We start from the raw sequence: 21,787 nt of genomic DNA, 5'->3' as shown, positions 1-21,787 counted from the left end.
TGCTCGACGCTGCCCCGCCGGCCGCGCGCTCGCGGGCAGCGGCGGCATCGCGGACCGCGACGGACCGGTGTCCGCGCCGTCAGGCCGAACCCACCCATTCGTCGGTGCCGTCGTCGAAGAACTGGTGTTTCCACACCGGCAGCCGCTCCTTGATGGTGTCGACCAACAGGGCGCACGTCGCAAATGCCTCTTGCCGGTGGTCGGCGGCCACCGCGGCCACCAGCGCCGCGTCACCGATGTGCAGCGCACCGATGCGGTGCGTGGCCGCGACGGCGCGCACGCCGGTCGACCGCTCCGCGACCTCGGTGACGACATCGGTCATGATCTGCGCGGCCAACGGATGGGACGAATACTCCAGCCGCACCACGCGGCGCCCGCCGTCGTGGTCGCGGATCATGCCGACGAACCCGACGACGGCCCCGGCCGACCGGTGCCGCACCAGATCTTCGTGTTCGGGCAGAAAGATCGGCCGGTCGGTCAGCCCGGCCCGGACGACCAGCGTCATCGCCGGTGGTCTTCGCCGGCGATCTGATCCAGCCCGTGATCGAGCACGTCGGCGAGCACCGCGAGGCCGTCCCGGACTCCGCCCGGCGAGCCCGGCAGGTTGACGACGAGGGTCCGCCCGACGACCCCGCACACGCCCCGCGACAGCACCGACGTCGGCACGCCGGGCAGCCCGGAGCGGCGGATGGCGTCGGCCAGCCCGGGAATCATGTAGTCCAGCACCGCCACGGTCTGGTCCGGGGTGCTGTCGGTGGGCGAGATGCCGGTGCCGCCGGAGGTGAGGATGACGTCGACGTCGTCGGCGACCGCTTTGCGCAGCGCCTCACCGACCGCTGACCCGTCGGGCACCACCTGGGGCGTGACGGGTGCGAATCCGCGCTGCTCGAGCCAGTCGGCGATGACGGGCCCGCACCGGTCGGCGTACTCTCCGGTCGACGCGCGGGTGGAGGCGATGATGACTCGTGCGGATCGGTCGCTCATGCCCGCGCCCAGTTCCCGCTCTTGCCGCCCTCTTTGGAGAGCACCCGGATGTCGTCGATGCGAGCGGCCGGGTCAACCGCCTTGATCATGTCGTAGAGCGTAAGCCCGGCCACGCTGACAGCGGTCAGCGCTTCCATTTCCACGCCGGTGCGGTCGGTACTGCGCACCGTCGCGGTGATTTCGATGACCGACTCGCCGACGGTGAACTCGACGTCGACCCCGGTGAGCACGAGCTGATGGCACAACGGGATCAGGTCGCTGGTGCGCTTTGCCGCGAGAATGCCCGCGATCCGTGCGGTGGCCAATGCGTCGCCCTTGGGCAGCCCGCCGGTCGAGATCAGCCCCACCACGTGGGCCGAGGTGCGCAAAATTCCCGCCGCCACGGCGGTGCGCTTGGTGGCGTCTTTAGCGGTGACGTCGACCATGCGCACCGCCCCCTGCTCGTCCAGGTGCGACAGCGGGCCTGGGCGGGTCGCGGCCTCGGACGCCTCTGCCACCTCGCGACCTAGCGGTTGATTTCGGTAACCGGGTGCACGTAGGGGAGGTCGTCGGAGGGCAGCGGGAACGACAGCTCACCGAAGGGCGACAACGCGCCCGTGCGGTCGCTGACGAGTTCGCTCACCGCGTGGTCGTCCGGCCCCGTCGCAGGCCAGCCGTTGTCGACGTACTTGGTTTTGCGGGCTTTACCCTCAGCAATGTCAGCCACGAAGTCCATTCTGACATTGCGCGCCCGCCCGCGCGGCGCAAGGTCGGCCAGTCCGCACGCTCGGGTGTCCCGGGCGCGCGGCGGCCTGCCCGTCTCCTCGCTGCGGACGCGGGGCCTGGGGGCTGCTTTACGCTGGTCGGCAATGACCGACAACACCCCGGACATCCCGCTGGGGTCCTGGCTGGCCGACTTGCCCGACGAGCGGCTGATCCGGCTGCTGCAACTGCGGCCCGACCTGGCCCAGCCCCCACCCGGCAGCATCGCGGCGCTGGCGGCGCGCGCGCAGGCCCGCCAGTCGGTCAAGGCCGCCACCGACGACCTCGACTTCCTGCGACTGGCGGTGCTCGACGCCCTGCTGGTGCTGCACGCCGATTCGGCGCCGGTGCCGAGCGCGAAGCTGTTGGCGCTGATCGGCGACCGCGCCCCGGAGACCGACGTCCTCGCCGCGCTGGACGCCCTCAGAGAGCGGGCCCTGGCCTGGGGCGAGGCCGCGGTCCGGGTGGCCGCCGACGCGGGGACCGCCCTGCCGTGGCACCCGGGCCAGGTCATCCTCGAGGACACCTCGCGCTCGGGTGAGCAGATCGCCGACCTCGTCGACGGCCTCACCCCGCCACAGCGCGAGGTGCTGGACAAACTGCTCGAGGGTTCCCCGATCGGCCGCACCCGCGACGCCGCCCCGGGCGCCCCGGCGGACCGGCCGGTACCGCAGCTGCTGGCGCTGGGCCTGCTGCGACGCGTCGACGCCGAGACGGTGATCCTGCCCCGCCACGTCGGGCAGGTGCTGCGCGGCGAACAGCCGGGCCCGATGCAGCTGACGGCGCCCGACCCGGTGGTATCGACCACCACACCCGACGACGTCGACGCCGCGGCCGCCGGGGCCGTCATCGACCTGTTGCGGGAAGTCGACGTGGTGATCGAGACCCTGAGCACCGCGCCGGTTCCCGAGCTGCGCAGCGGCGGGCTGGGGGTGCGCGACCTCAAGCGGCTGGCCAAGACGACCGGCATCGAGGAGCCACGGCTCGGGTTGATCCTTGAGATCACGGCCGCGGCCGGCCTGATCGCCAGCGGCACGCCCGATCCGGAGCCGGCTGAAGGCCCCAACGCCGACGGGCCGTTCTGGGCGCCGACGCCGGCCACCGACCGGTTCGCCGCGATGTCCCCCGCCGAGCGTTGGCATCTGCTGGCCGAAGCCTGGCTCGACCTGCCGGGCCGTCCGGCGCTGATCGGCACCCGCGGCCCGGACGCCAAACTTTATGGCGCCCTTTCGGACTCGCTGTACTCGACGGCGGCGCCGCTGGATCGGCAACTGCTGCTGGGCATGCTCTCGGAGTTGCCCGCCGGCGCCTGCGTCGACGCGGCCGAGGCGTCGGCCGCGCTGGTGTGGCGGCGCCCACGGTGGGCCCGACGGCTGCAGCCGGGACCCGTCGGCGATCTGCTGGGCGAGAGCCACGCGCTGGGACTGGTGGGCCGCGGGGCGATCAGCACGCCCGGCCGCGCGCTGCTGGACGAGGACGCCGACCCCCGTTTCGCGATCGATGCGATGGCGCACGCCCTGCCCGAGCCGATCGACCACTTCCTGGTGCAGACCGATCTGACCGTCGTGGTGCCCGGCCCCCTGCAGCGCGACCTCGCCGACGAACTGGCCACCGTCGCCACCGTCGAATCGGCCGGCGCGGCGATGGTGTACCGCATCAGCGAGCAGTCGATCCGCCACGCGCTCGATGTCGGCAGGACCCGCGACTGGATGCAGAATTTTTTCACGCAGCACTCCAAAACCCCGGTACCGCAAGGGCTGACGTACCTGATCGACGACGTCGCGCGCCGGCATGGCCAGCTGCGGATCGGGATGGCCGCGTCGTTCGTGCGCTGCGAGGACCCGGCGCTGCTGGCCCAGGCGCTGGCGGCGCCCGCCGTCGAAGGGGTCCAGTTGCGCGCCCTGGCGCCGACGGTGGCGGTGTCGCCGGTGCCGATCGCCGACGTGCTCGCCGCGTTGCGGACCGCCGGCTTCGCCCCGGCCGCCGAGGATTCCTCCGGCTCCATCGTCGACGTCCGGCCGCGCGGGGCCCGGGTGGCCACACCGCAGCGGCGCCGGCCGTACCGCCCCGCGCCGCGACCGAGCGCCGAGACGCTGAACGCCGTCGTCTCGGTGCTGCGCAAGGTGACCGCCGCGCCGTTCGGGAACATTCGCGTCGACCCGGCCGTTGCGATGTCGCTGCTGCAGCGCGCGGCAAAGGATCAGGAGACGCTGGTGATCGGTTACCTCGACGCCGCGGGCGTGGCCACCCAGCGGGTGGTGTCGCCGATTACCATCCGGGGCGGTCAGCTGGTGGCGTTCGACTCGGGCTCCGGGCGGCTGCGTGACTTCGCCGTTCACCGCATCACGTCGGTGGTGTCGGCCCACGGCCGATAATGGATCACGTGACAAAACAGAGGGAGGAGCGGCTGTCGTGACTGACGGGCCTTTGATCGTGCAGTCCGACAAGACAGTGCTGCTCGAAGTGGACCACGAGCAGGCCGGCGCGGCGCGCGCCGCCATCGCGCCGTTCGCCGAACTCGAGCGCGCGCCCGAACACGTGCACACCTACCGGATCACGCCGCTGGCGCTGTGGAACGCGCGCGCCGCCGGGCACGACGCCGAGCAGGTGGTCGACGCGCTGGTGTCGCACTCGCGGTACGCGGTGCCGCAGCCGCTACTCGTCGACATCGTCGACACCATGGCCCGCTACGGCCGCCTGCAGCTGGTCAAGCACCCGGCGCACGGCCTGACTCTGGTGAGCCTGGACCGCGCGGTGCTCGAGGAGGTGCTGCGCAACAAGAAGATCGCGCCGATGCTGGGCGCGCGCATCGACGACGACACCGTCGTCGTGCATCCCAGCGAGCGCGGCCGCGTCAAGCAGATGCTGCTCAAGATCGGTTGGCCCGCAGAGGATCTCGCCGGTTACGTCGACGGCGAGGCGCATCCGATCAGCCTGCGGCAGGACGGCTGGCAGCTGCGCGACTATCAGCAGCTGGCCGCGGACTCGTTCTGGGACGGCGGCTCGGGTGTGGTGGTGCTGCCGTGCGGCGCGGGCAAGACCCTGGTCGGGGCGGCGGCGATGGCCAAAGCCAGTGCCACGACGCTGATCCTGGTGACCAATGTCGTCGCCGCCCGGCAATGGAAACGCGAACTGGTTGCCCGCACCTCGTTGACCGAGGACGAGATCGGCGAATACTCGGGCGAGCGCAAGGAGATCCGGCCGGTCACCATCTCGACCTATCAGATTGTCACCCGGCGCACCAAGGGCGAGTATCGCCATCTGGAGCTTTTCGACAGCCGGGATTGGGGGCTGATCGTCTACGACGAGGTGCACTTGCTGCCGGCGCCGGTGTTCCGGATGACCGCCGACCTGCAGTCCAGGCGGCGGCTGGGCTTGACCGCCACCCTGGTCCGCGAGGACGGCCGCGAGGGCGACGTGTTCTCCCTGATCGGGCCCAAACGCTATGACGCGCCGTGGAAGGACATCGAGGCGCAGGGCTGGATCGCGCCGGCGGAGTGCGTCGAGGTCCGGGTGACGATGACCGAGAGCGAGCGGATGGCATACGCGACCGCCGAACCCGAGGAGCGCTACAAGCTGTGTTCGACCGCCCACACCAAGATCGCGGTGGTCAAGTCGATTTTGGCGAAACACCCCGGCGAGCAGACCCTGGTGATCGGTGCCTATCTGGACCAGCTCGACGAACTCGGCACCGAGCTGGACGCGCCGGTGATCCAGGGATCCACCAGGACCAAGGAGCGCGAAGCGCTGTTCGACGCCTTCCGGCGCGGTGAGGTGTCCACACTGGTGGTGTCCAAGGTCGCCAACTTCTCCATCGACCTGCCGGAAGCCTCGGTGGCGGTGCAGGTTTCAGGGACGTTCGGATCCCGCCAAGAGGAGGCGCAGCGGTTGGGCCGGCTGCTGCGGCCGAAGTCCGACGGCGGGGGCGCCGTCTTCTATTCGGTGGTGGCGCGCGACAGCCTGGACGCCGAGTACGCCGCGCACCGGCAGCGTTTCCTCGCCGAGCAGGGCTACGGCTACATCATCCGCGACGCCGACGACCTACTTGGCCCGGCGATTTAGATGGTAGCGAGCTTGTCCGCCTTACTTTTTCGACCATGGCAGCCCCTCTTCAGTCTCGCCGGTGAAGAGCGCCGCTCGAGCGGCCTACCGGGAGATTCTGCATCCTAGTGCAACTATTGCATAGCGCAATGGTGTAGCCCTTCGAGTTGCATCACCGAAGATGCTGTGCGCTAGGGCCACAGGCCAACTCTGATACCCGAGTACGCCGCGTAGGCCGACCCCGACGATCGCCGAGGCTCTCCTCCAAGCCATGTGACTCTCGCCAAATCTGATATTGCCCGTGGTATCAAATCTGAGAATCAGGCACGGCCCTGACGTGGACAGCGGCGATCTCGCGTTTACAGCGACAGGATCGTGGCCGACGCGGTGCCCGGTGCGCCGTAGACCTGGGCCAGCCCGACGCGCGGGTCGCCCGGCACCTGACGCTCGCCGGCCTCGCCGCGCAGCTGACGCACCAGCTCATGCATCTGCCGCAGCCCCGACGCGCCGATCGGCTCGCCGTTGGCGATCAGTCCCCCGTCGGTGTTGACCGGGATCGAGCCGTGGATCTCGGTGGCGCCGTCGGCCACCAGCTTCTCCTGTTCGCCGTCGGCGCACAGGCCCGTCTCGGCCATGTGGATGACCTCGGCGCCGGCGTCGGTGTCCTGCAGTTGGGCGACGTCGACGTCCTCGGGCCCGATGCCCGCGGCCTCGTAGGCGGCCCGGGCCGCGTAGACGGTCGGCGCGGCATCGCCGTCCAGCGGTGCCGAGGTGGCGTGCACCTCGTAGGCGCCGTAGCGGCGCGTGCGGATCTCGCACGCGCGCACATACACCGGCTTGTCGGTGAACCTGTGCGCGATGTCGGCGCGGCACATGATGACCGCGGCGGCGCCCTCGTCGGGCGCACAGAACATGTACTGGGTCAACGGGTAGTTGAGCACCGCCGAGTTGAGAATCTCCTCCTCGGGGATCGGCTTGCGGCGGAACGCGTTGGGGTTCAGCGCGCCGTTGCGGAAGTTCTTGGCGGCCACCCTGGCCAGCGTGGCCTGGGAGATGTTGTGGTCGTGCAGGTACTTGTTGGCCTTCATGCCGAAGAACTTGGTGGTGACGAACTGCCCGTTCTGGGCGTACCACTGCGGCAGCGCCAGCTTGGCCGGGTCGTCGGTGAACGCCCCGCGCGGGTGTTTGTCCATGCCGATGGCGATGCCGATGTCGTACTTGCCCAACCGGATGGTGTCCGCCGTCTGCTGGATGGCGCTGGCCGCGGTCGCGCAGGCGTTGAACACGTTGGTGAACGTGATGCCGGTCAGCCCGACCAGTCGGGTGACCGCGTCGGGGTTGGACACCTCGTAACTGCCACCGAACCCGAACTGGATGTCCTTCCAATCCATGCCGGCGTCGGTGAGCGCGGATTGGATCGCCTCGGCGCCCATCTGCATCGCGGTCGTGTCGAACCTGCCGAACGGGTGCAGGCCCACGCCCACGATGGCTACGTCATTGCTCATTTCAGGCCCCCTCTGCCATCGGCCGGAACGCGAACGTCATCACTTCGGCGCCCTCCTCGTCGGTGGTCAGCGGCACCATGGTCAACTCGACCTCCTGACCGAACCGGATCTTGGCCGGGTCGTTCTCGGTCAGCCGGCCCTCGACCCGGATCACGTCATCGAGCTGGACCAGTCCCACGCCGAACGGCACGAAGTCCTTGCCGGACGGACCGGCGTAGGGCACCCCGGGCGGGAACCCCTGCGTCGTCCAGGCCACCAGGGTGCCGCGGCGCGGCAGCAGCACCTCGCTCATCACCCCGGCGCTGCAGCGCGGGCACCACTGCTGCACGGGAAACGTTGTGGCGCCGCAACTGCCGCACCTGCTGCCGATCAGCTGCGGGTTCTCGGCGGGCCAGGTGGAGATGTCGGGGGCGAGTGCTCGTTGCATCGAGAGTCCTCCAGCGGTCATCCGCGCGCGAGAATGCGCTCACGCAAAGGTACAACAGCATTAGACGAAAGCGGAAATTACGTTCTCGCCGATACAGCGGTCGCGTGCCGGGCCACCGGGCGACGCGTCGAATCGCATGCGACGATTTCGAGAGCCGCCACAGCGAGGGAGACGACATGCCGGTCACCGTGATACTGGAACTGAAGTTCAGGCCCGACGCGGTTCCCGCGGCGCGCGACGTGATGGGCCGTGCGCTGCAGGACACCCGGGCGTTTGCGGGAAACCTCGGCACCGACGTGCTCGTCGACGAGGACGACGAGGCCCACTGGCTCGTCTACGAGATCTGGGCGACGGTCGAGGACGACGAGGCCTACCGCGCGTTTCGCGCCGGCGAGGGAAAGCTGACCGAGCTGCCTCCGCTGCTGGCCGCGCCTCCGGTCAAGACGCGTTACCGCACCAGCGATATCTAGCTCAACGCGTGGATCACTTCGCGTTCGAACAACTCGATACCGGAGCGGTCGTAGGCCGCCTCGGGGAAATAGCAGATCACATACTCGCACCCGAGGTCGCGAATCCGGGTGATCCGCTCGATCACCTGTTCCGGTGTGCCCGTCGCCGAATCCGGACCGCTGGTGCCCGCGATCATCGCGTCGGCGGCGGCCTCGGGGAGGTGACGCACCAGGCGGTCGCGGACGCGTCGCATCCGGTCGGCGACGTCGGCGTCGGACGCGCCGACCACGGCGTTGATGTTGACCGAACGCACGATTGCACCGAAGTCGGTGCCCACCTCGCGGCAGTGCCCGGCCAGCACCTCCGACTTGTGGGCGAACGCCTCGGGCTCCGGCGTGAAGTTGGTGTAGCGGGCGTACTGCGCGGCGATGCGCAACGTCACCTTCTCACCCCCGCCGGCGATCCACAGCGGTAACCCGTTGTCCTGCAAAGGCTTCGGTGCGACGATCGCACCGTCGACCTGGTAGTGCCGGCCCTGGAAGCTGACTTTGCCGTCGCGCCAGGCCGAACGCATGATCTGGACGCCCTCGTCCAGCCGGCCCAGCCGCACCCCGGCCGACGGGAACCCGTAGCCGTAAGCCCGCCACTCGTGTTCGTACCAGCCGCCGCCGATGCCCATCTGGATCCGGCCGCCGGAGATGATGTCGGCCGTGGCGGCCACCTTGGCCAGATACACCGGGTTGCGGTAGCTCATCGCCGTGCACATCTGCCCCAGCTTGATCCGCGACGTGGTGGCCGCGTAGGCCGCCATCAGCGACCACGCCTCATGGGTGGCCTCGTCCGTCGGCATCGGGACGGTGTGGAAGTGGTCGTAGACCCACAGCGAGTCCCATGCGCCGCCGTCGGCGTAGGCGGCCAGATCGCGCATCACCGGCCAGTGTTCGTCGGGTGCGATGTCGACCAGATCCATCCGCCAGCCTTGCGGGATGAAAAGCCCAAAGCGCATGGCGCCGACTCTAGCCTGGACCGAGTAGGCTGCGCGCGATGCGGATCCTCATCTCCGGTGCCAGCATCGCCGGGCCGGTACTGGCGTACTGGCTGAACCGGTACGGCTTCGACGTCACCGTCGTCGAGCGCGCGACGGCCCTGCGCAAAGCCGGCGGCCACGCCGTCGACCTGTTCCGTCCGGCGATGGAGATCTCGGCGAGAATGGGCGTCCTGCCGCGCATCGAGGACCGCGCCACCGGAACCGACCGGCTCACGATGCACCGTGAGGGACGCACGCGGCCCACCGAGATCGACCTCGCCAAGATCTATGCCGCCACCTCCGACCGGCACGTGGAGATCATGCGCGACGACCTCAGCGAGATCTACTACGCCGCAGGCCGTGACGACGTCGAGTACCTGTTCGACGACTCGATCACATCGATCGACGTCGACGGCGACGTGACCTTCGAGCACTCGCCCACCCGCGCGTTCGACGTCGTCGTCGGCGCCGACGGGGTGCACTCCAACGTGCGGCGCCTGACGTTCGGCGAGGAGGGCGAACTCACCCGTTTCCTCGGGGGATACCTGGCCGTGCTGTCGGTGCCCAAGGCGCTGGCCGACGCGGGGCGCATGACCGGTCACGTCGGCGTCGGTCGCGTCGCGGCGCTCTACACCGCGCAGCATCTGGACGACGCGCGCGCGGCCTTTCTGTTTCGCAGCAAGGCAGAACTGGATTGCGGGCATCGGGATCTGCCGCGGCAGCGCCAGATTCTGCGCGACAAGTTCGCGGGCATGCATGCGCAGGTGGACCGCTGGCTCGAGGAACTGGACCAAACACCGGCGTTCTACTTCGATGCGATCACGCAACTGCGACTGGACAGATGGTCGCGCCGACGGGTCACCCTGGTCGGCGACGCCGGGTACTGCCCGGGCCCCGCGGTCGGCGGCAGCACCAGCCTCGCGGTGCTGGGCGCCTACGTGCTGGCCGGCGAGCTGGCCCGGGCCGACGGCGACCACCTGCGCGCATTCGCCGCATACGAATTGGCCATGCGCGAGCCGGTGCTGCGCAGTCGGGCCTTCGCCCGCGGCGCCGCCAAGAGCGTCATTCCCGGATCGGCGACGGGGGTGTGGGCGCTGACCCGCGGAGCCCAGCTCGTCTCGCAGATGCCCGCGCCGTTGTCGCGCGCGCTGGCCAAGCTCAACACCAAGGGCCTGCGACTGTACGACTCGATACAGGTGCCCGACTACTCCGAACTCGACGTCTGACAGCATGGTCTCCAAGCCCTCGGAGAAAGGAATGGCCTGCATGCAACTCACCGGTGTCGGGATCTGGAGCAGCCAGCTGCGCTACGGCGACGCAGCCGAGTCCGCCGAGGCAGCAACGGAATTGGATGAACTGGGTTTCCCGGCGCTGTGGATTCCCGACGTCGGCGGGCCGCTGCTCGACGCGGTGGGCCGCCTGCTCGCCGCGACCAGGCGCACGGTGATCGCCACCGGAATCCTGAACCTGTGGATGCACTCGCCGGGCGACGTCGCCGAATCCCATGCGGAGCTGACCGCCGCGCACGGAGACCGGTTCCTGCTGGGCATCGGGGTCAGCCATGCCCCGCTGATCGATGCCAAGCAGCCGGGGCGCTACCGCAAGCCGCTGGCCGCGACGGCGTCGTTCCTGGACGGCCTGGACGCCGCCCCGCGCCCGGTGCCCGTCGAGAGCCGGGTCCTCGCCGCGCTGGGTCCCAAGATGCTGGCGTTGTCGGCGACCCGTGCCAGCGGGGCCCACCCCTACTTGGTCACCCCCGACCACACCGCCTTCGCCCGTGAGATTTTGGGCGAGGGACCGCTGCTGCTGCCCGAGCAGACCGTGATCCTGTCCGACGACGCCGACGAGGCACGCCGCATCGGCACCGGCATGCTTCGGTCGTATCTCTCGATGCCGAACTACGCCAACAACATGCTGCGCAGCGGCTTCTCCGAAGAAGACGTCAGGCAGGTGAGCGACCGGCTCTTCGACGCGGTCATCGCCTGGGGCGACGAAGAGGCGATCCTGCGCCGGGTCGCCGAGCACCGGTCGGCCGGCGCCGACCACGTCTGCGTCCAGGTGCTCACCGACGACCCGACGGCCTTCCCCCGCGAGCAATGGCGCCGGATCGCCGCCGCCCTCTGACCGCGAGCAGACGCAAAAGCCCCCGAAACAGGCTGTGTTCGGGGGCTTTCGCGTCTGGTCGCGCGGTGATCAGCTCAGCGAGGCCGGCGGCAAGAAGCGGTCGCCGTACTTGGCGGCCAGCTCCTTGGCCCGCGCGACGAACCCGGCCTTGCCGCCGTGCGGGTAACCCGCGATCAACTGCGCGGCGCCACCGGTCCACGGCGGGAAGCCGATGCCCATGATCGAGCCGATGTTGGCGTCCGCGGTCGAGGTGATGACGCCCTCGTCGATGCACTTCTGCGTCTCGAGCGCCTCGGCGAACAGCATCCGGTCGATCATGTCCTGCAGCGGCGGCTCCGAGGTGCCGGACTTGAACGTCTCCCGCAGGCCCGGCCACAGCCGGGTGCGCTTGCCGTCGACGTACTCGTAGAAGCCGGCCCCGGAAAGCCTTGACGGGCGGCCGATCTCGATCATCTTCTCCACGACGGCCTCGGCCGGGTGCGGCTCGTAGGTGCCGCCGGCGTCCTCGACGCCCTTGCGGGTGGCGAGCGCGATCTTGTGCATCAGCTCCAGGTTGAGCTCGTCGGAGAGCTGCAGCGGCGGTGCCGGGTATCCGGCCTGCGAACCGGCATGCTCGATCGAGGCCGGCTCCACCCCCTCGCCGAGCATCGCCAGGGCCTCGTTGACGAACGTGCCGATGACCCGGGAGGTGTAGAAGCCGCGGCTGTCGTTGACCACGATCGGGGTCTTGCCGATGGCCAGGGTGTAGTCGAACACCCGGGCCAGCGCCTCGTCGGAGGTCTTCTCGCCCTTGATGATCTCGACCAGCGGCATCTTGTCGACCGGCGAGAAGAAGTGGATCCCGATGAAGTCCTCCTGCCGCTTGACGCCGGTGGCCAGACCGGTGATCGGCAGCGTGGAGGTGTTCGACCCCAGGACCGCGTTCGGCTCGACGACGTCCTCGATCTCCTGGAAGACCTTGTGCTTGAGGTCCTGGTTCTCGAACACCGCCTCGACGACGAAGTCGACGCCCTTGAGGTCCGCGGCGTCACCGGTCGGGGTGATGCGCGCCAGCAGCGCATCGGAGCGCTCCTTGCTGGTCTTGCCCCGCTCCAGCGCCTTGGCCTCGAGCTTCTCGGAGTAGCCCTTGCCCTTCTGCGCCGCCTCGAGGCTGACGTCCTTGAGCACGACGTCGAATCCGGCCTTGGCCGAGACGTAGGCGATGCCGGCGCCCATCATGCCCGCACCCAGCACACCGATCTTGTTGATCTTGACCGGCTCGATGCCGTCGGGCCGCGAGCCCCCGGAGTTGATGGTCTGCAGGTCGAAGAAGAACGCCTGGATCATGTTCTTGGCGATCGGGCCGGTGACCAGCTCGGTGAAATAGCGGCTCTCGATGCGGGTCGCCGTGTCGAAGTCCACCTGCGCGCCCTCGACCGCGGCGGCCAGGATGGCCCGCGGCGCGGGCATCGGCGCACCCTTGAGCTGCTTGCGCAGCAGCGACGGGAACGACGGCAGGATCGCCGCCAGCCCCGGCGACGACGGGGTGCCGCCGGGCATCTTGTAACCCTTCTTGTCCCAGGGCTGCTCGTGCGCCTCGGGGTTGGCCTTGATCCACGCCTTGGCTGCCGGGACCAATTCCTCGACGCTGGAAACGAGTTCGTCGACCAGCCCGTTGTCCTTGGCGGCGGCCGGCTTGAAGCGGGTTCCCTGGCTCAGCACGTTGACGAAGGCGTTCTGGATGCCCAGCATCCGCACCGTGCGGGTCACCCCGCCGCCGCCGGGCAGCAAGCCGAGGGTGACCTCGGGCAGGCCGATCTGGACTCCCTTGACGTCGGCGACGATGCGGTGGTGGCAGGCCAGCGCGATCTCCAGTCCGCCGCCCAGCGCCGCGCCGTTGATGGCGGCCACCACCGGCTTGCCCAGGGTCTCCAGCGTGCGCAGGTCGCGCTTGATGTCCTCGACCTCGGCGAAGATCTCGCCGGCGTTCTCCGGGCCCGCGGTGATCATGCTCTTGAGGTCGCCGCCGGCGAAGAAGGTCTTCTTACCGCTGGTGATCACCACGCCGGTGATCGAGTCCTTTTCGGCCACAAGGCGTTCGACGGCCTTGTGCATGGACTCCTTGTAGTGCTCGTTCATCACATTGGCCGACCCGGTCGGGTCGTCCAACGTCAGCGTGACGATGCCGTCGGCATCCTTGTCCCACGCAATAGTGTTCTCTGTCATGGTCATTCAGCCTTTCAGACTCGCTCGATGATGGTGGCCACGCCCATGCCGCCGCCGATGCACAGCGTGATCAGTGCACGCCGGGCGTCGCGGCGCTCGAGCTCGTCGACCATGGTGCCCAGGAGCATCGCGCCGGTGGCGCCCAGCGGGTGGCCCATCGCGATGGCGCCGCCGTTGACGTTGAGCTTCTCGTCGGGGATGTTCAGGTCCTTCTGGAACTTCAGGACCACCGACGCGAACGCCTCGTTCAGCTCGAACAGATCGATGTCGTCGACGGTCAGGCCGGCCCGGTCGAGCGCCTTCTGAGTTGCGGGCGTCGGGCCGGTCAGCATGATGGTCGGGTCGGCACCGGTGGTGGCGGTGGCCACGATCCGGGCGCGGGGGGTCAGGCCCTGCGACATGCCGGCCGCCTCGGAGCCGACCAGCACCAGCGCGGCCCCGTCGACGATGCCCGAGCTGTTGCCGCCGGTGTGCACGTGGTTGATCGACTCGACCCAGTGGTACTTCTGCAGCGCCACGTCGTCGAACCCGGCCATGGCGGCCAGGCCCTCGAAGGCGGGCTTCAGCTTGCCGAGCCCCTCCTTGGTGGTGCCGGGGCGCATGTGCTCGTCGTGGTCGAGGATCAGCAGGCCGTTCTGGTCGCGGACCGGCACCACGGACTTGGCGAAGTAGCCGCCCGACCACGCCGCGGCCGCGAGCTCCTGGGAGCGCAGCGCGTAGGCGTCGACGTCCTCGCGGGAGAAGCCCTCGATGGTGGCGATCAGGTCCGCGCCGATGCCCTGCGGGACGATGTAGGCGTCGTAGGAGGTGGCAGGGTCGGCCATCATCGCGCCGCCGTCGGAGCCCATCGGGATGCGGCTCATCGACTCCACGCCACCGGCGAGCACCAGGTCGTCCCAGCCGGAGCGGACCTTCTGGGCGGCGGTGTTGACGGCTTCCAGCCCGGAGGCGCAGAAGCGGTTGAGCTGCACGCCGCCGACGGTGTCGGGCATACCGGCCGCGATCACCGCGGTGCGGGCGATGTCGCCGCCCTGGTCACCCACAGGCGAGACGCAGCCCAGGATGACGTCGCTGATCAGGTTCTCGTCGAGGTCGGGGTGACGCCTGCGCAGCTCCTCGATCAGGCCGACGACCAGGTTGAGTGGTTTGACCTCGGTCAGCGATCCGTTCTTCTGTTTTCCGCGCGGCGTGCGGATGGCCTCGTAGACGAAGGCTTCTTCGGACATGTCGACTACCTCTTCGCAGTTGGCTTCGGGGGTTCCGTGTTCAGGTTAGGCGGGAGTACCAGCACCCTAACAGGGCTCCCGTCCAACCTGTTGGTTGGGCCGAGAGCGCGCGACTGAGCCCGGCCCTGCGCTGCACCGAACGTGACGTCAGGACGGATGAACCCGCGGAGCACTCAGGCTGCGGATTTCTCCAGGATGTGCACACCGCAGGCCGAGCCGAGGCCGATCACGTGGGCCAGCCCGACCTTGGCGTCGGCGATCTGGCGGTCGCCGGCCTCCCCCCGCAGGTGATGGCAGATTTCCCAGATGTTGGCGATACCGGTGGCCGCGATGGGATGGCCCTTGGACTGCAGCCCGCCGGACACGTTGACCGGGGTGGAGCCGTCGCGCCAGGTGGCGCCGGAGTTGAAGAAGTCCGCGGCCCCGCCTTCCTGGCAGAGCATCAGGTTGTCGTAGTGCACCAGTTCGGCGGTGGCGAAGCAGTCGTGCAGCTCGACCAGGTCCAGCTCGTCGGGGCCGACGCCGGCCTGCTCGTAGGCGGTCGCGGCGGCCCTGCGGGTCAGGGTGTTGACGTTGGGCAGGACCTGGCAGCCCTCCTCGTAGGGGTCGGTGGTCAGCACCGACGCCGACACCTTCACCGCGCGCCGGCGCTGTTCGAGCGAGAGCGACTTCAGCGTTTCGCCGTTGCACACGATCGCGGCCGCCGCCCCGTCGCAGTTGGCCGAGCACATCGGCCGGGTGTTGGGGTAGGCGATCATGACATCGCCCATGATCTGCTCGAGGGTGAACCGCTTCTGGTAGGCGGCCAGCGGGTTCAGGGTCGAGTGGGCGTGGTTCTTCTCGCTGATCTTGGCGAACAGCTCGAAGCTGGTGCCGCCGTACTTGTGGCCGTACTCGGTGCCGATCTGGGCGAACACCCCGGGCATGGTCTCGGTGCCGATGCGCCCGTCGACCGGGGCGACCGCGCCGTAACGGCCCTTGGGCGCCCAGACGTCGTCGGACTTCTTTTGGCTGCCCCCGGCCAGCAGCCCGGCGCCGGACAGCTTCTCCACGCCCACGGCCATGCCGTAGTCGACCTCGCCGGCCTTGACGGCCATGATGGCGGTGCGCAGCGCGGTGGCCCCGGTGGCGCACGCGTTGGCCACGTTGTACACCGGGATGCCGGTCTGGCCGATCTGCTTCTGCAGTTGCTGACCGATCCCGGCGTTGGCGTTCATCAGGTTGCCGGCGGCCAGCACCCCGATGTCGGCCATGCTGACCCCGGCATCGGCCAGCGCGCCCAGCGCCGCCTCGGCCGCCAGGTCGACGGTGTCGAGGTCGGGGTGCTTGCCGAACTTGGTCATCCGGATGCCCAGGATCCAGATCTCGTCGCTGGCGCTCATCGTCGCTGCTCCTTCGAAGTGACTCGGTTGACTCAGGCGGCGGGCTCGAAACCGAAGCCGATCGCCTCGGTGCCCTCGGCGTCGGCCCCCAACGAATAGGTGGCCAGGCGCACCTTCATCCCGTCGCGCACATGCTCGGGGTCGGGCTCGACGTTGATCAGATTGGCGCGCACCTGCGTGCCGTCGCAGTCCACCACGGACGCGACGAACGGGGTCGGGATCCCCGGCGCGGCGAAGGTGACGATCGTGAACGCACGCACCGTGCCCTCGGTCGCGACCGGGACGGTCTTGAACTCCGTGGCAAAGCAGCTCGCGCACGCGTTACGGCGGTCGAAGAACCGGGCCCCGCAATGGGTGCATTCGTGCGCGACGAGGTGCGGTTCGCCGTCGTCGAGCACCAGATAGTCGACCAAAGGAATCTGCCCGGCCATGACAACCTCCGTCCCGTGTGTAAACGACCGTAGCCCATCACGGGCCGTGCGTAGCACATCGCCAACGCGTCTTAAGCTCGAGCATCATGACGGTGTCGCGACTGCGTCCGTACGCGACCACGGTGTTCGCCGAGATGTCGGCCCTGGCCGCGCGGATCGGCGCGGTCAACCTCGGCCAGGGCTTCCCCGACGAGGACGGGCCACCCGCGTTGCTGAAGGCGGCGCAGGACGCCATCGCCGGCGGTGCCAACCAGTACCCGCCGGGGATCGGCATCCCGGCGCTGCGCCGGGCCATCGCGGCCCAGCGCCGGCGGCGGTTCGGCATCGACTACGACCCCGACACCGAGGTGCTGGTCACGGTCGGGGCCACCGAGGCCATCGCGGCGGCGGTGCTCGGCCTGGTGGAGCCAGGTGAGGAAGTCGTGCTCATCGAGCCGTTCTACGACTCCTATGCACCGGTGCTGGCGATGGCCGGCGCGCAGCGGGTGGCCGTGCCGCTGGTACCCGACGGCCGCGGCTTCGCCCTGGACGCCGACGCGTTGCGCCGGGCGGTGACGCCGCGCACCCGGGCGCTGATCGTCAACTCACCGCACAACCCGACCGGAGCGGTGCTGAGCAGGGCCGACCTGCAGGCGATCGCCGAGATCGCCGTGGCGGCAGACCTTTTGGTGATCACCGACGAGGTGTACGAGCACCTGGTGTTTGACGGCCGCGAGCACCTCCCGCTGGCAGGCTTCGACGGCATGGCCGAGCGCACCGTCACCATTTCCAGCGCGGCGAAGATGTTCAACTGCACCGGCTGGAAGATCGGGTGGGCCTGCGGCCCGGCGCCGCTCATCGTCGGCGTGAAGGCGGCAAAACAATATCTGACCTACGTCGGCGGTGCCCCGTCCCAACCGGCCGTCGCGCTGGCGCTCGACACCGAGGACGCGTGGGTGTCCGAACTCCGGAACACGTTGCAGGCCAGGCGGGACCGGCTCAGCGCGGGGCTGACCGAGATCGGTTTCGAGGTACACGACAGCTACGGAACGTACTTTCTGTGCGCCGATCCGCGCCCACTCGGCTACGACGACAGCACGACGTTCTGCGCGGCCCTCCCGGAGCGGGTCGGTGTGGCGGCCATCCCGCTGTCGGCGTTCTGCGACCCGGACGCCCCACACGCCGCGGAGCAGGCCAAGGTGTGGAATCATTTGGTGCGCTTCACGTTCTGCAAACGGGACGACACCCTGGACGAAGCGCTCAGGCGACTCGCGGCGCTGCCGGACCCGCCAGCGGGGTGACCCGCGCCGCGCGCTCATCCCGCGGCGGGCGGGCGGGCGAGCACGGCGGGACGAAACCCGTACCGGGGCGCCGCGGTGAACACGCCATGCATGCCCTGCGTGGCCATGTTCGTGATCGGCGTCATCGGTGGCAGACCCATCGATGCGGCGGCCTCGCTCGGCAGGGACCCGAACCCGACCCCCGGCAACCCCGCGGCGAAGGGATTGGCTATCTGCGCGGGCGACCACGCCTGCGGCACCGACAGCGCGCCGACCGTGGCGGCGCGGCCCAACCCCGCCGACACCGCGCCCGGGCTTCCGCCCAGCCCCAGGTTCACCGTGCCCAGTGACCCCAGCGCACCCGAGCCAACACCGTGCGACAGCGCCGCCCCGGCGGCGGGAAGCGCTTTGGCGGCCGCACCGACCGACGACATCAACGACTTCGACATGTTGGCCATCGAGAGTCCCCGCATCGGCATCATCGACACGATCGACGCGGGGTAGAGAACCGTCTTCAGGCTGTTCATCGAGGTGTTGAACATCGACGTCAGCGTCGACGTGGAGGGCAGCGACGACGCCGACGACAACGGCGAGGCGAGTCCCTGCAGGGTCTGCGGCAGCGCCGTCATGGCCTCCTGCAGTGTCGTCGGGGTGTTCGCCGCCGCCGCCGTCGTGGCGGCGTGCGCCGCCGCGGCCTGGCTGACCAGACCCGCCGGGTTGCCGATCTGCTGCGGCGCCTGGAACAGCGTCAACCTCGTCGCGGTCGCCGAGGAGGCGGCATAGCCGTACATGGCGGCGGCGTCCTGGGCCCACATTTCGCCGTATTGCGCCTCGGCGGCCGCGATCGCCGGGGTGTTCTGACCCAGAAAGTTGGTGGCGATCAGCGACGCCACCAAACTGCGGTTGGCCGCGACCACCGGGGGCGGCACCGTCATCGCGAACGCGGCCTCGTAGGCGGCCGCCGCGGACCGCGCCTGGGCCGCCGTCTGCTCGGACTGGACGGCGGTGGTGTTCATCCATGCGACGTAGGGTGCGGCCGCGGCGACCATCGAGGCCGACGCCGGCCCCGTCCACGAGCCCATCAGACCCGAGATCGCCGAGTCGTACGAGGCCGCCGTGACGCGCAGCTCGGCGGCCAACCCGTCCCAGGCCGCCGCGGCCGTCAACAACGGACTCGAGCCCGGTCCCGCATACATCCGGGCGGAGTTGACTTCCGGAGGCAACATTCCGAAATCCATTGCGCAACACCTTTTGTGCTCAAGCCGGTCGGGTCTTCGTTCGACACAGACACTCCAAGGCGAAGCTGAAGCCGAGCTGAAAGAGGCACCCCGAGGCACCGACGCTCAGGCTCCCTTCAGGAAAGCGTCGTCACAATGGCCGTGTGCACGGACTCCCCGCTCGGCAGCACTCGGACACCAACCCGCCCAGGGTGCTGGTGGTGGAGGACTACGGCGCCATTCGCGAGATGGTCGTGGAGGCGCTCGCCGACGCCGGGTATGTCAGCGGCGGACGGGTCGACGGCCGGGGGCTCGAGGACGCGCTGGCCGCGTTTCGTCCCGACTTGGTGGTGCTCGACGTGATGCTGCCCGGCCGCGACGGCTTCGCCCTCATCGACGTGGTGCGCGGCTACGGCGATGCCGGCATCGTCCTGCTCACCGCCCGCGACGCGCTCCCGGATCGGTTGCGGGGGCTCGACGCCGGTGCGGACGACTACGTGGTCAAGCCGTTCGACGTCGCCGAGCTGGTCTCCCGGGTGGGCGCCGTGCTGCGGCGGCGCGGACGGGTGCCCTCGGCGATGCAGGTCGGCGATCTGGTGCTGGACGCCGAGGGCGGGGTGGTGAGCCGGGCCGGCACCATGCTGGACCTCACCGGCACCGAGTTCAAGTTGCTCAGCTACCTGGTGGAGCAGCGGGGCCGGACGGTGAGCAAGGATCAGATCCTCGCGGCGGTATGGGGATACGACGCCTACGACGCCAACCTCGTCGAGGTCTACATCAGCGCGCTGCGCCGCAAGCTGGAGGCACACGGGCCCCGGATGCTGCACACGGTCCGGGGAATCGGCTACCGGCTGTCGGCGGGCCATCCGTGACCGCGCCGACCACTCCCACCCCGTCGCTGCGCCGGCGGGTCACGGTGGCGACGGTGGGCCTGATCGCGATCCTGCTGCTGGCTCTCGGCGCGGCGATCGACGAAGTGGTCGGGGTTCAGCTCAACCGTGACCTCGAGTCCCGGCTGGCCGACGACGTCGTGCGCGCCGCCAATCTCGTCAAGGTGGGTGTCGGCCCGGCAGAACTCGTCGTTCAGCTGCAGGCGCAGCGGATCCGGGTGCGGGTGATCGGCCCGGACGGCACCCGTTACGGTGACCGTTCGCTGGACACCGGCGCGTCCCCGCCGCCACCACCGCAAACCGGGGCGGTGCCGCCACCGACCGCCAAGGAACGGAGCAGCAAGGCGGTCACCCGGGTCCTGCGCGACGGCTCGACGATCATCCTGGTGGGCAAGACCAACGGCATCCAGGCCCGCCGGGCCCAGCTGCGGCGCGACCTCCTCATCGGCGGCACCGCAACGCTGATATTGATCGCGGTGCTGGTCAGGCTCGTCGTCGGTCGCGCGCTGGCACCGCTTCAGCGGATCACCTCGACGGCGGAGCAGATCACCCACGGCGACCGGGGACGGCGACTCCGGCCGGACCGGCCGACCACCGAACTCGGTCACGCCGCCGCCGCGTTCGACAACATGCTCGACGCGCTGGAGACCGCAGAGACCAACGCTCACCGGGCTGCCGAAGCCGCGCAACGCGCCGAGTCCAAGACACGCCGCTTCCTCTCCGACGCCGCCCACGAACTGCGCAGCCCGGTGACCGCGATCCAGGCGGTGGCGCAACAACTGACCGCCAGCACCGAGGGAACCGGTCATGACGACGCGGCGTCGATCTCGCGGCTGCGCCGCTACGCCGCGCTGCTGGGCGGTGAGACCCGGCGGGCCGGCCGGCTGGTTTCCGACCTGCTGGACATCGCCGGCATCGATGCGGGGACGGCATTGCGCAGCGAGCAGGTGGACCTCGTCGACGTCGTCGCCGCCGAAGTGGAACGCGCCGCCATGCTCGCGCCCAGCGTGACGGTGCGGCTGGTCGGGGACGACGCTCGTCTACCCATCCGCGCCGACCCTGGCCGGATCGTGCAGATCCTGTCCAACGTGTTGGACAACGCCCGCCGCTACACCCCGCGCGGCGGTGAGATCACCGTGCACACCGCGGCCCGCGACCACACCGCGGAAGTGACGGTCGTCGACTCCGGGCCCGGCATCCCCGATGCGGACCGCGAGCGGGTCTTCGACCGGCTGGTCCGCCTCGACGACGCGCGCGACCGCGGCTCCGGGGGCGCCGGACTCGGGCTGTCGATCGCCCGCGGACTGGCCGAGGCCCACCACGGCACGCTGGAATGCCTGCCCCACGAACCCGGCGCGGCCTTCCGGCTGAGCCTGCCCTTGGCGCCGCCTTCCGACCCCGCGGGGACCTGAGCCGGCTATTCCGGCCGGCGGGCCCGCTGCGCGGTCAGGACCTGCTTGCGCAATCCCTCGGTTGCGGCGCGTACGACCGTCTTTCGCGCACGGTTGACCAGAAACTCCGGCAGCGGCGCCGACGGTTCCAGGGTGATGTCGAATTGCACCCGCGTCTTGTCGACGCCGACGCGCTGCAACCGGTATTCGACGTGCTGGCCGTGCTGCTGCACGGTCTTCCGCGCGTCCCACACGACCCAGTCGGGACCCCAATGATATTCCAGCACTTCATGATCGACGATACCGAGCACCTTGACCGTGACCTTGACGTGGTGCGGCAGGCCGTCGGGATAGGCATCGATGACCTCGGCCTTCTTGTGCACCGAGGACCACAGCGGCACCGCGCCGACGTCGGCGAGCACCACCATGATCTCTTCCGGGGGCGCATCAATGACGATCTGCGCCGATGCTTGTACGGCCACCGCTA

At 69.6% G+C, this 21,787-nt stretch carries 21 protein-coding genes; 8 read left to right on the top strand and 13 right to left on the bottom strand.

All coding sequences use genetic code 11. The features are described from left to right. Nucleotides 1-79: 79 nt before the first annotated feature. Genes AB8998_RS06295 through AB8998_RS06280 form a run of 4 tightly spaced genes read right to left on the bottom strand, consistent with a single transcriptional unit; the run spans nt 80 to nt 1,690 of the window. The gene (locus AB8998_RS06295; protein ID WP_369737100.1) at nt 80-505 is read right to left on the bottom strand and encodes a molybdenum cofactor biosynthesis protein MoaE; all 426 of its coding nucleotides are present in this window, start codon (nt 503-505) and stop codon (nt 80-82) included. Continuing rightward, a complete protein-coding gene (locus AB8998_RS06290; protein ID WP_369737099.1) occupies nt 502-984 on the bottom strand; it encodes a MogA/MoaB family molybdenum cofactor biosynthesis protein in 483 nt (160 codons plus the stop codon). Before AB8998_RS06290 ends, AB8998_RS06295 begins: the two co-directional genes overlap by 4 nt. Next, nucleotides 981-1,481, bottom strand: a complete 501-nt coding sequence (gene moaC, locus AB8998_RS06285; protein ID WP_369737098.1) for a cyclic pyranopterin monophosphate synthase MoaC — start codon at nt 1,479-1,481, stop codon at nt 981-983. Before moaC ends, AB8998_RS06290 begins: the two co-directional genes overlap by 4 nt. An 8-nt stretch (nt 1,482-1,489) precedes the next feature. Then, complete coding sequence (locus AB8998_RS06280; protein WP_369737097.1) at nt 1,490-1,690, bottom strand: hypothetical protein; 201 nt, start codon at nt 1,688-1,690, stop codon at nt 1,490-1,492. Nucleotides 1,691-1,832: 142 nt separating this feature from the next. Here AB8998_RS06280 and AB8998_RS06275 point away from each other — a divergent pair, with 142 nt between their 5' ends. Both AB8998_RS06275 and AB8998_RS06270 read left to right on the top strand, forming a co-directional pair. Continuing rightward, a complete protein-coding gene (locus AB8998_RS06275) occupies nt 1,833-4,100 on the top strand; it encodes a helicase-associated domain-containing protein (protein WP_369737096.1) in 2,268 nt (755 codons plus the stop codon). A gap of 37 nt (nt 4,101-4,137) precedes the next feature. Beyond that, the gene (locus AB8998_RS06270) at nt 4,138-5,787 is read left to right on the top strand and encodes a DNA repair helicase XPB (RefSeq protein ID WP_369737095.1); all 1,650 of its coding nucleotides are present in this window, start codon (nt 4,138-4,140) and stop codon (nt 5,785-5,787) included. A 338-nt stretch (nt 5,788-6,125) separates the two neighbouring features. Here the strand turns inward: AB8998_RS06270 and AB8998_RS06265 are convergent, their stop codons facing one another. Together AB8998_RS06265 and AB8998_RS06260 are read right to left on the bottom strand one after the other, a co-directional pair. Next, complete coding sequence (locus tag AB8998_RS06265) at nt 6,126-7,271, bottom strand: thiolase family protein (RefSeq protein WP_369737094.1); 1,146 nt, start codon at nt 7,269-7,271, stop codon at nt 6,126-6,128. A 1-nt stretch (nt 7,272) separates the two neighbouring features. After that, nucleotides 7,273-7,698 (bottom strand): Zn-ribbon domain-containing OB-fold protein, encoded by a 426-nt coding sequence (locus AB8998_RS06260; protein WP_369737093.1) that lies wholly within the window; start codon nt 7,696-7,698, stop codon nt 7,273-7,275. A 176-nt stretch (nt 7,699-7,874) separates the two neighbouring features. Between AB8998_RS06260 and AB8998_RS06255 the strand changes: the two genes are divergently transcribed. After that, nucleotides 7,875-8,168, top strand: coding sequence for a putative quinol monooxygenase (locus tag AB8998_RS06255; protein WP_369737092.1), 294 nt, complete (start codon nt 7,875-7,877; stop codon nt 8,166-8,168). On the opposite strand, the gene AB8998_RS06250 is transcribed toward AB8998_RS06255, so the two are convergent. Further along, nucleotides 8,165-9,154: an LLM class F420-dependent oxidoreductase gene (locus AB8998_RS06250; RefSeq protein WP_369737091.1), complete on the bottom strand. Its 990-nt coding sequence runs from the start codon at nt 9,152-9,154 to the stop codon at nt 8,165-8,167. The two genes, AB8998_RS06255 and AB8998_RS06250, sit on opposite strands and share 4 nt — an antisense overlap. 38 nt (nt 9,155-9,192) lie before the next feature. On the opposite strand from AB8998_RS06250, the gene AB8998_RS06245 reads away from it, so the two are divergent. Both AB8998_RS06245 and AB8998_RS06240 read left to right on the top strand, forming a co-directional pair. Then, complete coding sequence (locus AB8998_RS06245; RefSeq protein ID WP_369737090.1) at nt 9,193-10,401, top strand: FAD-dependent monooxygenase; 1,209 nt, start codon at nt 9,193-9,195, stop codon at nt 10,399-10,401. Between the two features lie 40 nt (nt 10,402-10,441). Continuing rightward, on the top strand, nt 10,442-11,299 hold the full coding sequence (locus tag AB8998_RS06240) for an LLM class F420-dependent oxidoreductase (protein ID WP_369737089.1): 858 nt from the start codon (nt 10,442-10,444) through the stop codon (nt 11,297-11,299). 69 nt (nt 11,300-11,368) lie between these two features. Here AB8998_RS06240 and AB8998_RS06235 read toward each other — a convergent pair whose 3' ends face one another. The 4 genes from AB8998_RS06235 to AB8998_RS06220 all read right to left on the bottom strand — a co-directional run bounded on the left by AB8998_RS06235 (nt 11,369) and on the right by AB8998_RS06220 (nt 16,543). Next, nucleotides 11,369-13,504, bottom strand: a complete 2,136-nt coding sequence (locus tag AB8998_RS06235; protein WP_369737088.1) for a 3-hydroxyacyl-CoA dehydrogenase NAD-binding domain-containing protein — start codon at nt 13,502-13,504, stop codon at nt 11,369-11,371. A 14-nt stretch (nt 13,505-13,518) separates the two neighbouring features. Further along, nucleotides 13,519-14,730, bottom strand: coding sequence for an acetyl-CoA C-acetyltransferase (locus AB8998_RS06230; RefSeq protein ID WP_369737087.1), 1,212 nt, complete (start codon nt 14,728-14,730; stop codon nt 13,519-13,521). Between the two features lie 173 nt (nt 14,731-14,903). Next, nucleotides 14,904-16,112 (bottom strand): thiolase family protein, encoded by a 1,209-nt coding sequence (locus AB8998_RS06225; protein ID WP_369737086.1) that lies wholly within the window; start codon nt 16,110-16,112, stop codon nt 14,904-14,906. Between the two features lie 32 nt (nt 16,113-16,144). After that, nucleotides 16,145-16,543, bottom strand: a complete 399-nt coding sequence (locus AB8998_RS06220) for a Zn-ribbon domain-containing OB-fold protein (protein WP_369737085.1) — start codon at nt 16,541-16,543, stop codon at nt 16,145-16,147. A gap of 86 nt (nt 16,544-16,629) precedes the next feature. Between AB8998_RS06220 and AB8998_RS06215 the strand changes: the two genes are divergently transcribed. Further along, nucleotides 16,630-17,823, top strand: a complete 1,194-nt coding sequence (locus AB8998_RS06215) for a pyridoxal phosphate-dependent aminotransferase (protein WP_369737084.1) — start codon at nt 16,630-16,632, stop codon at nt 17,821-17,823. Between the two features lie 14 nt (nt 17,824-17,837). Here AB8998_RS06215 and AB8998_RS06210 read toward each other — a convergent pair whose 3' ends face one another. After that, complete coding sequence (locus AB8998_RS06210) at nt 17,838-19,040, bottom strand: PPE family protein (RefSeq protein ID WP_369737083.1); 1,203 nt, start codon at nt 19,038-19,040, stop codon at nt 17,838-17,840. 143 nt (nt 19,041-19,183) lie between these two features. Between AB8998_RS06210 and AB8998_RS06205 the strand changes: the two genes are divergently transcribed. Together AB8998_RS06205 and AB8998_RS06200 are read left to right on the top strand one after the other, a co-directional pair. Then, nucleotides 19,184-19,891, top strand: coding sequence for a response regulator transcription factor (locus AB8998_RS06205; protein ID WP_369737082.1), 708 nt, complete (start codon nt 19,184-19,186; stop codon nt 19,889-19,891). Further along, nucleotides 19,888-21,321 (top strand): HAMP domain-containing sensor histidine kinase, encoded by a 1,434-nt coding sequence (locus AB8998_RS06200; protein WP_369737081.1) that lies wholly within the window; start codon nt 19,888-19,890, stop codon nt 21,319-21,321. Before AB8998_RS06205 ends, AB8998_RS06200 begins: the two co-directional genes overlap by 4 nt. Nucleotides 21,322-21,326: 5 nt before the next feature. Here the strand turns inward: AB8998_RS06200 and AB8998_RS06195 are convergent, their stop codons facing one another. Next, nucleotides 21,327-21,782, bottom strand: a complete 456-nt coding sequence (locus tag AB8998_RS06195; protein ID WP_369737080.1) for an SRPBCC family protein — start codon at nt 21,780-21,782, stop codon at nt 21,327-21,329. Between the last annotated feature and the right edge of the window lie 5 nt (nt 21,783-21,787).

This window comes from Mycobacterium sp. HUMS_12744610 (assembly GCF_041206865.1).
GTDB classification, from domain to species: Bacteria; Actinomycetota; Actinomycetes; order Mycobacteriales; family Mycobacteriaceae; genus Mycobacterium; species Mycobacterium servetii.
This window is presented reverse-complemented; position numbering and strand designations above follow the sequence as displayed.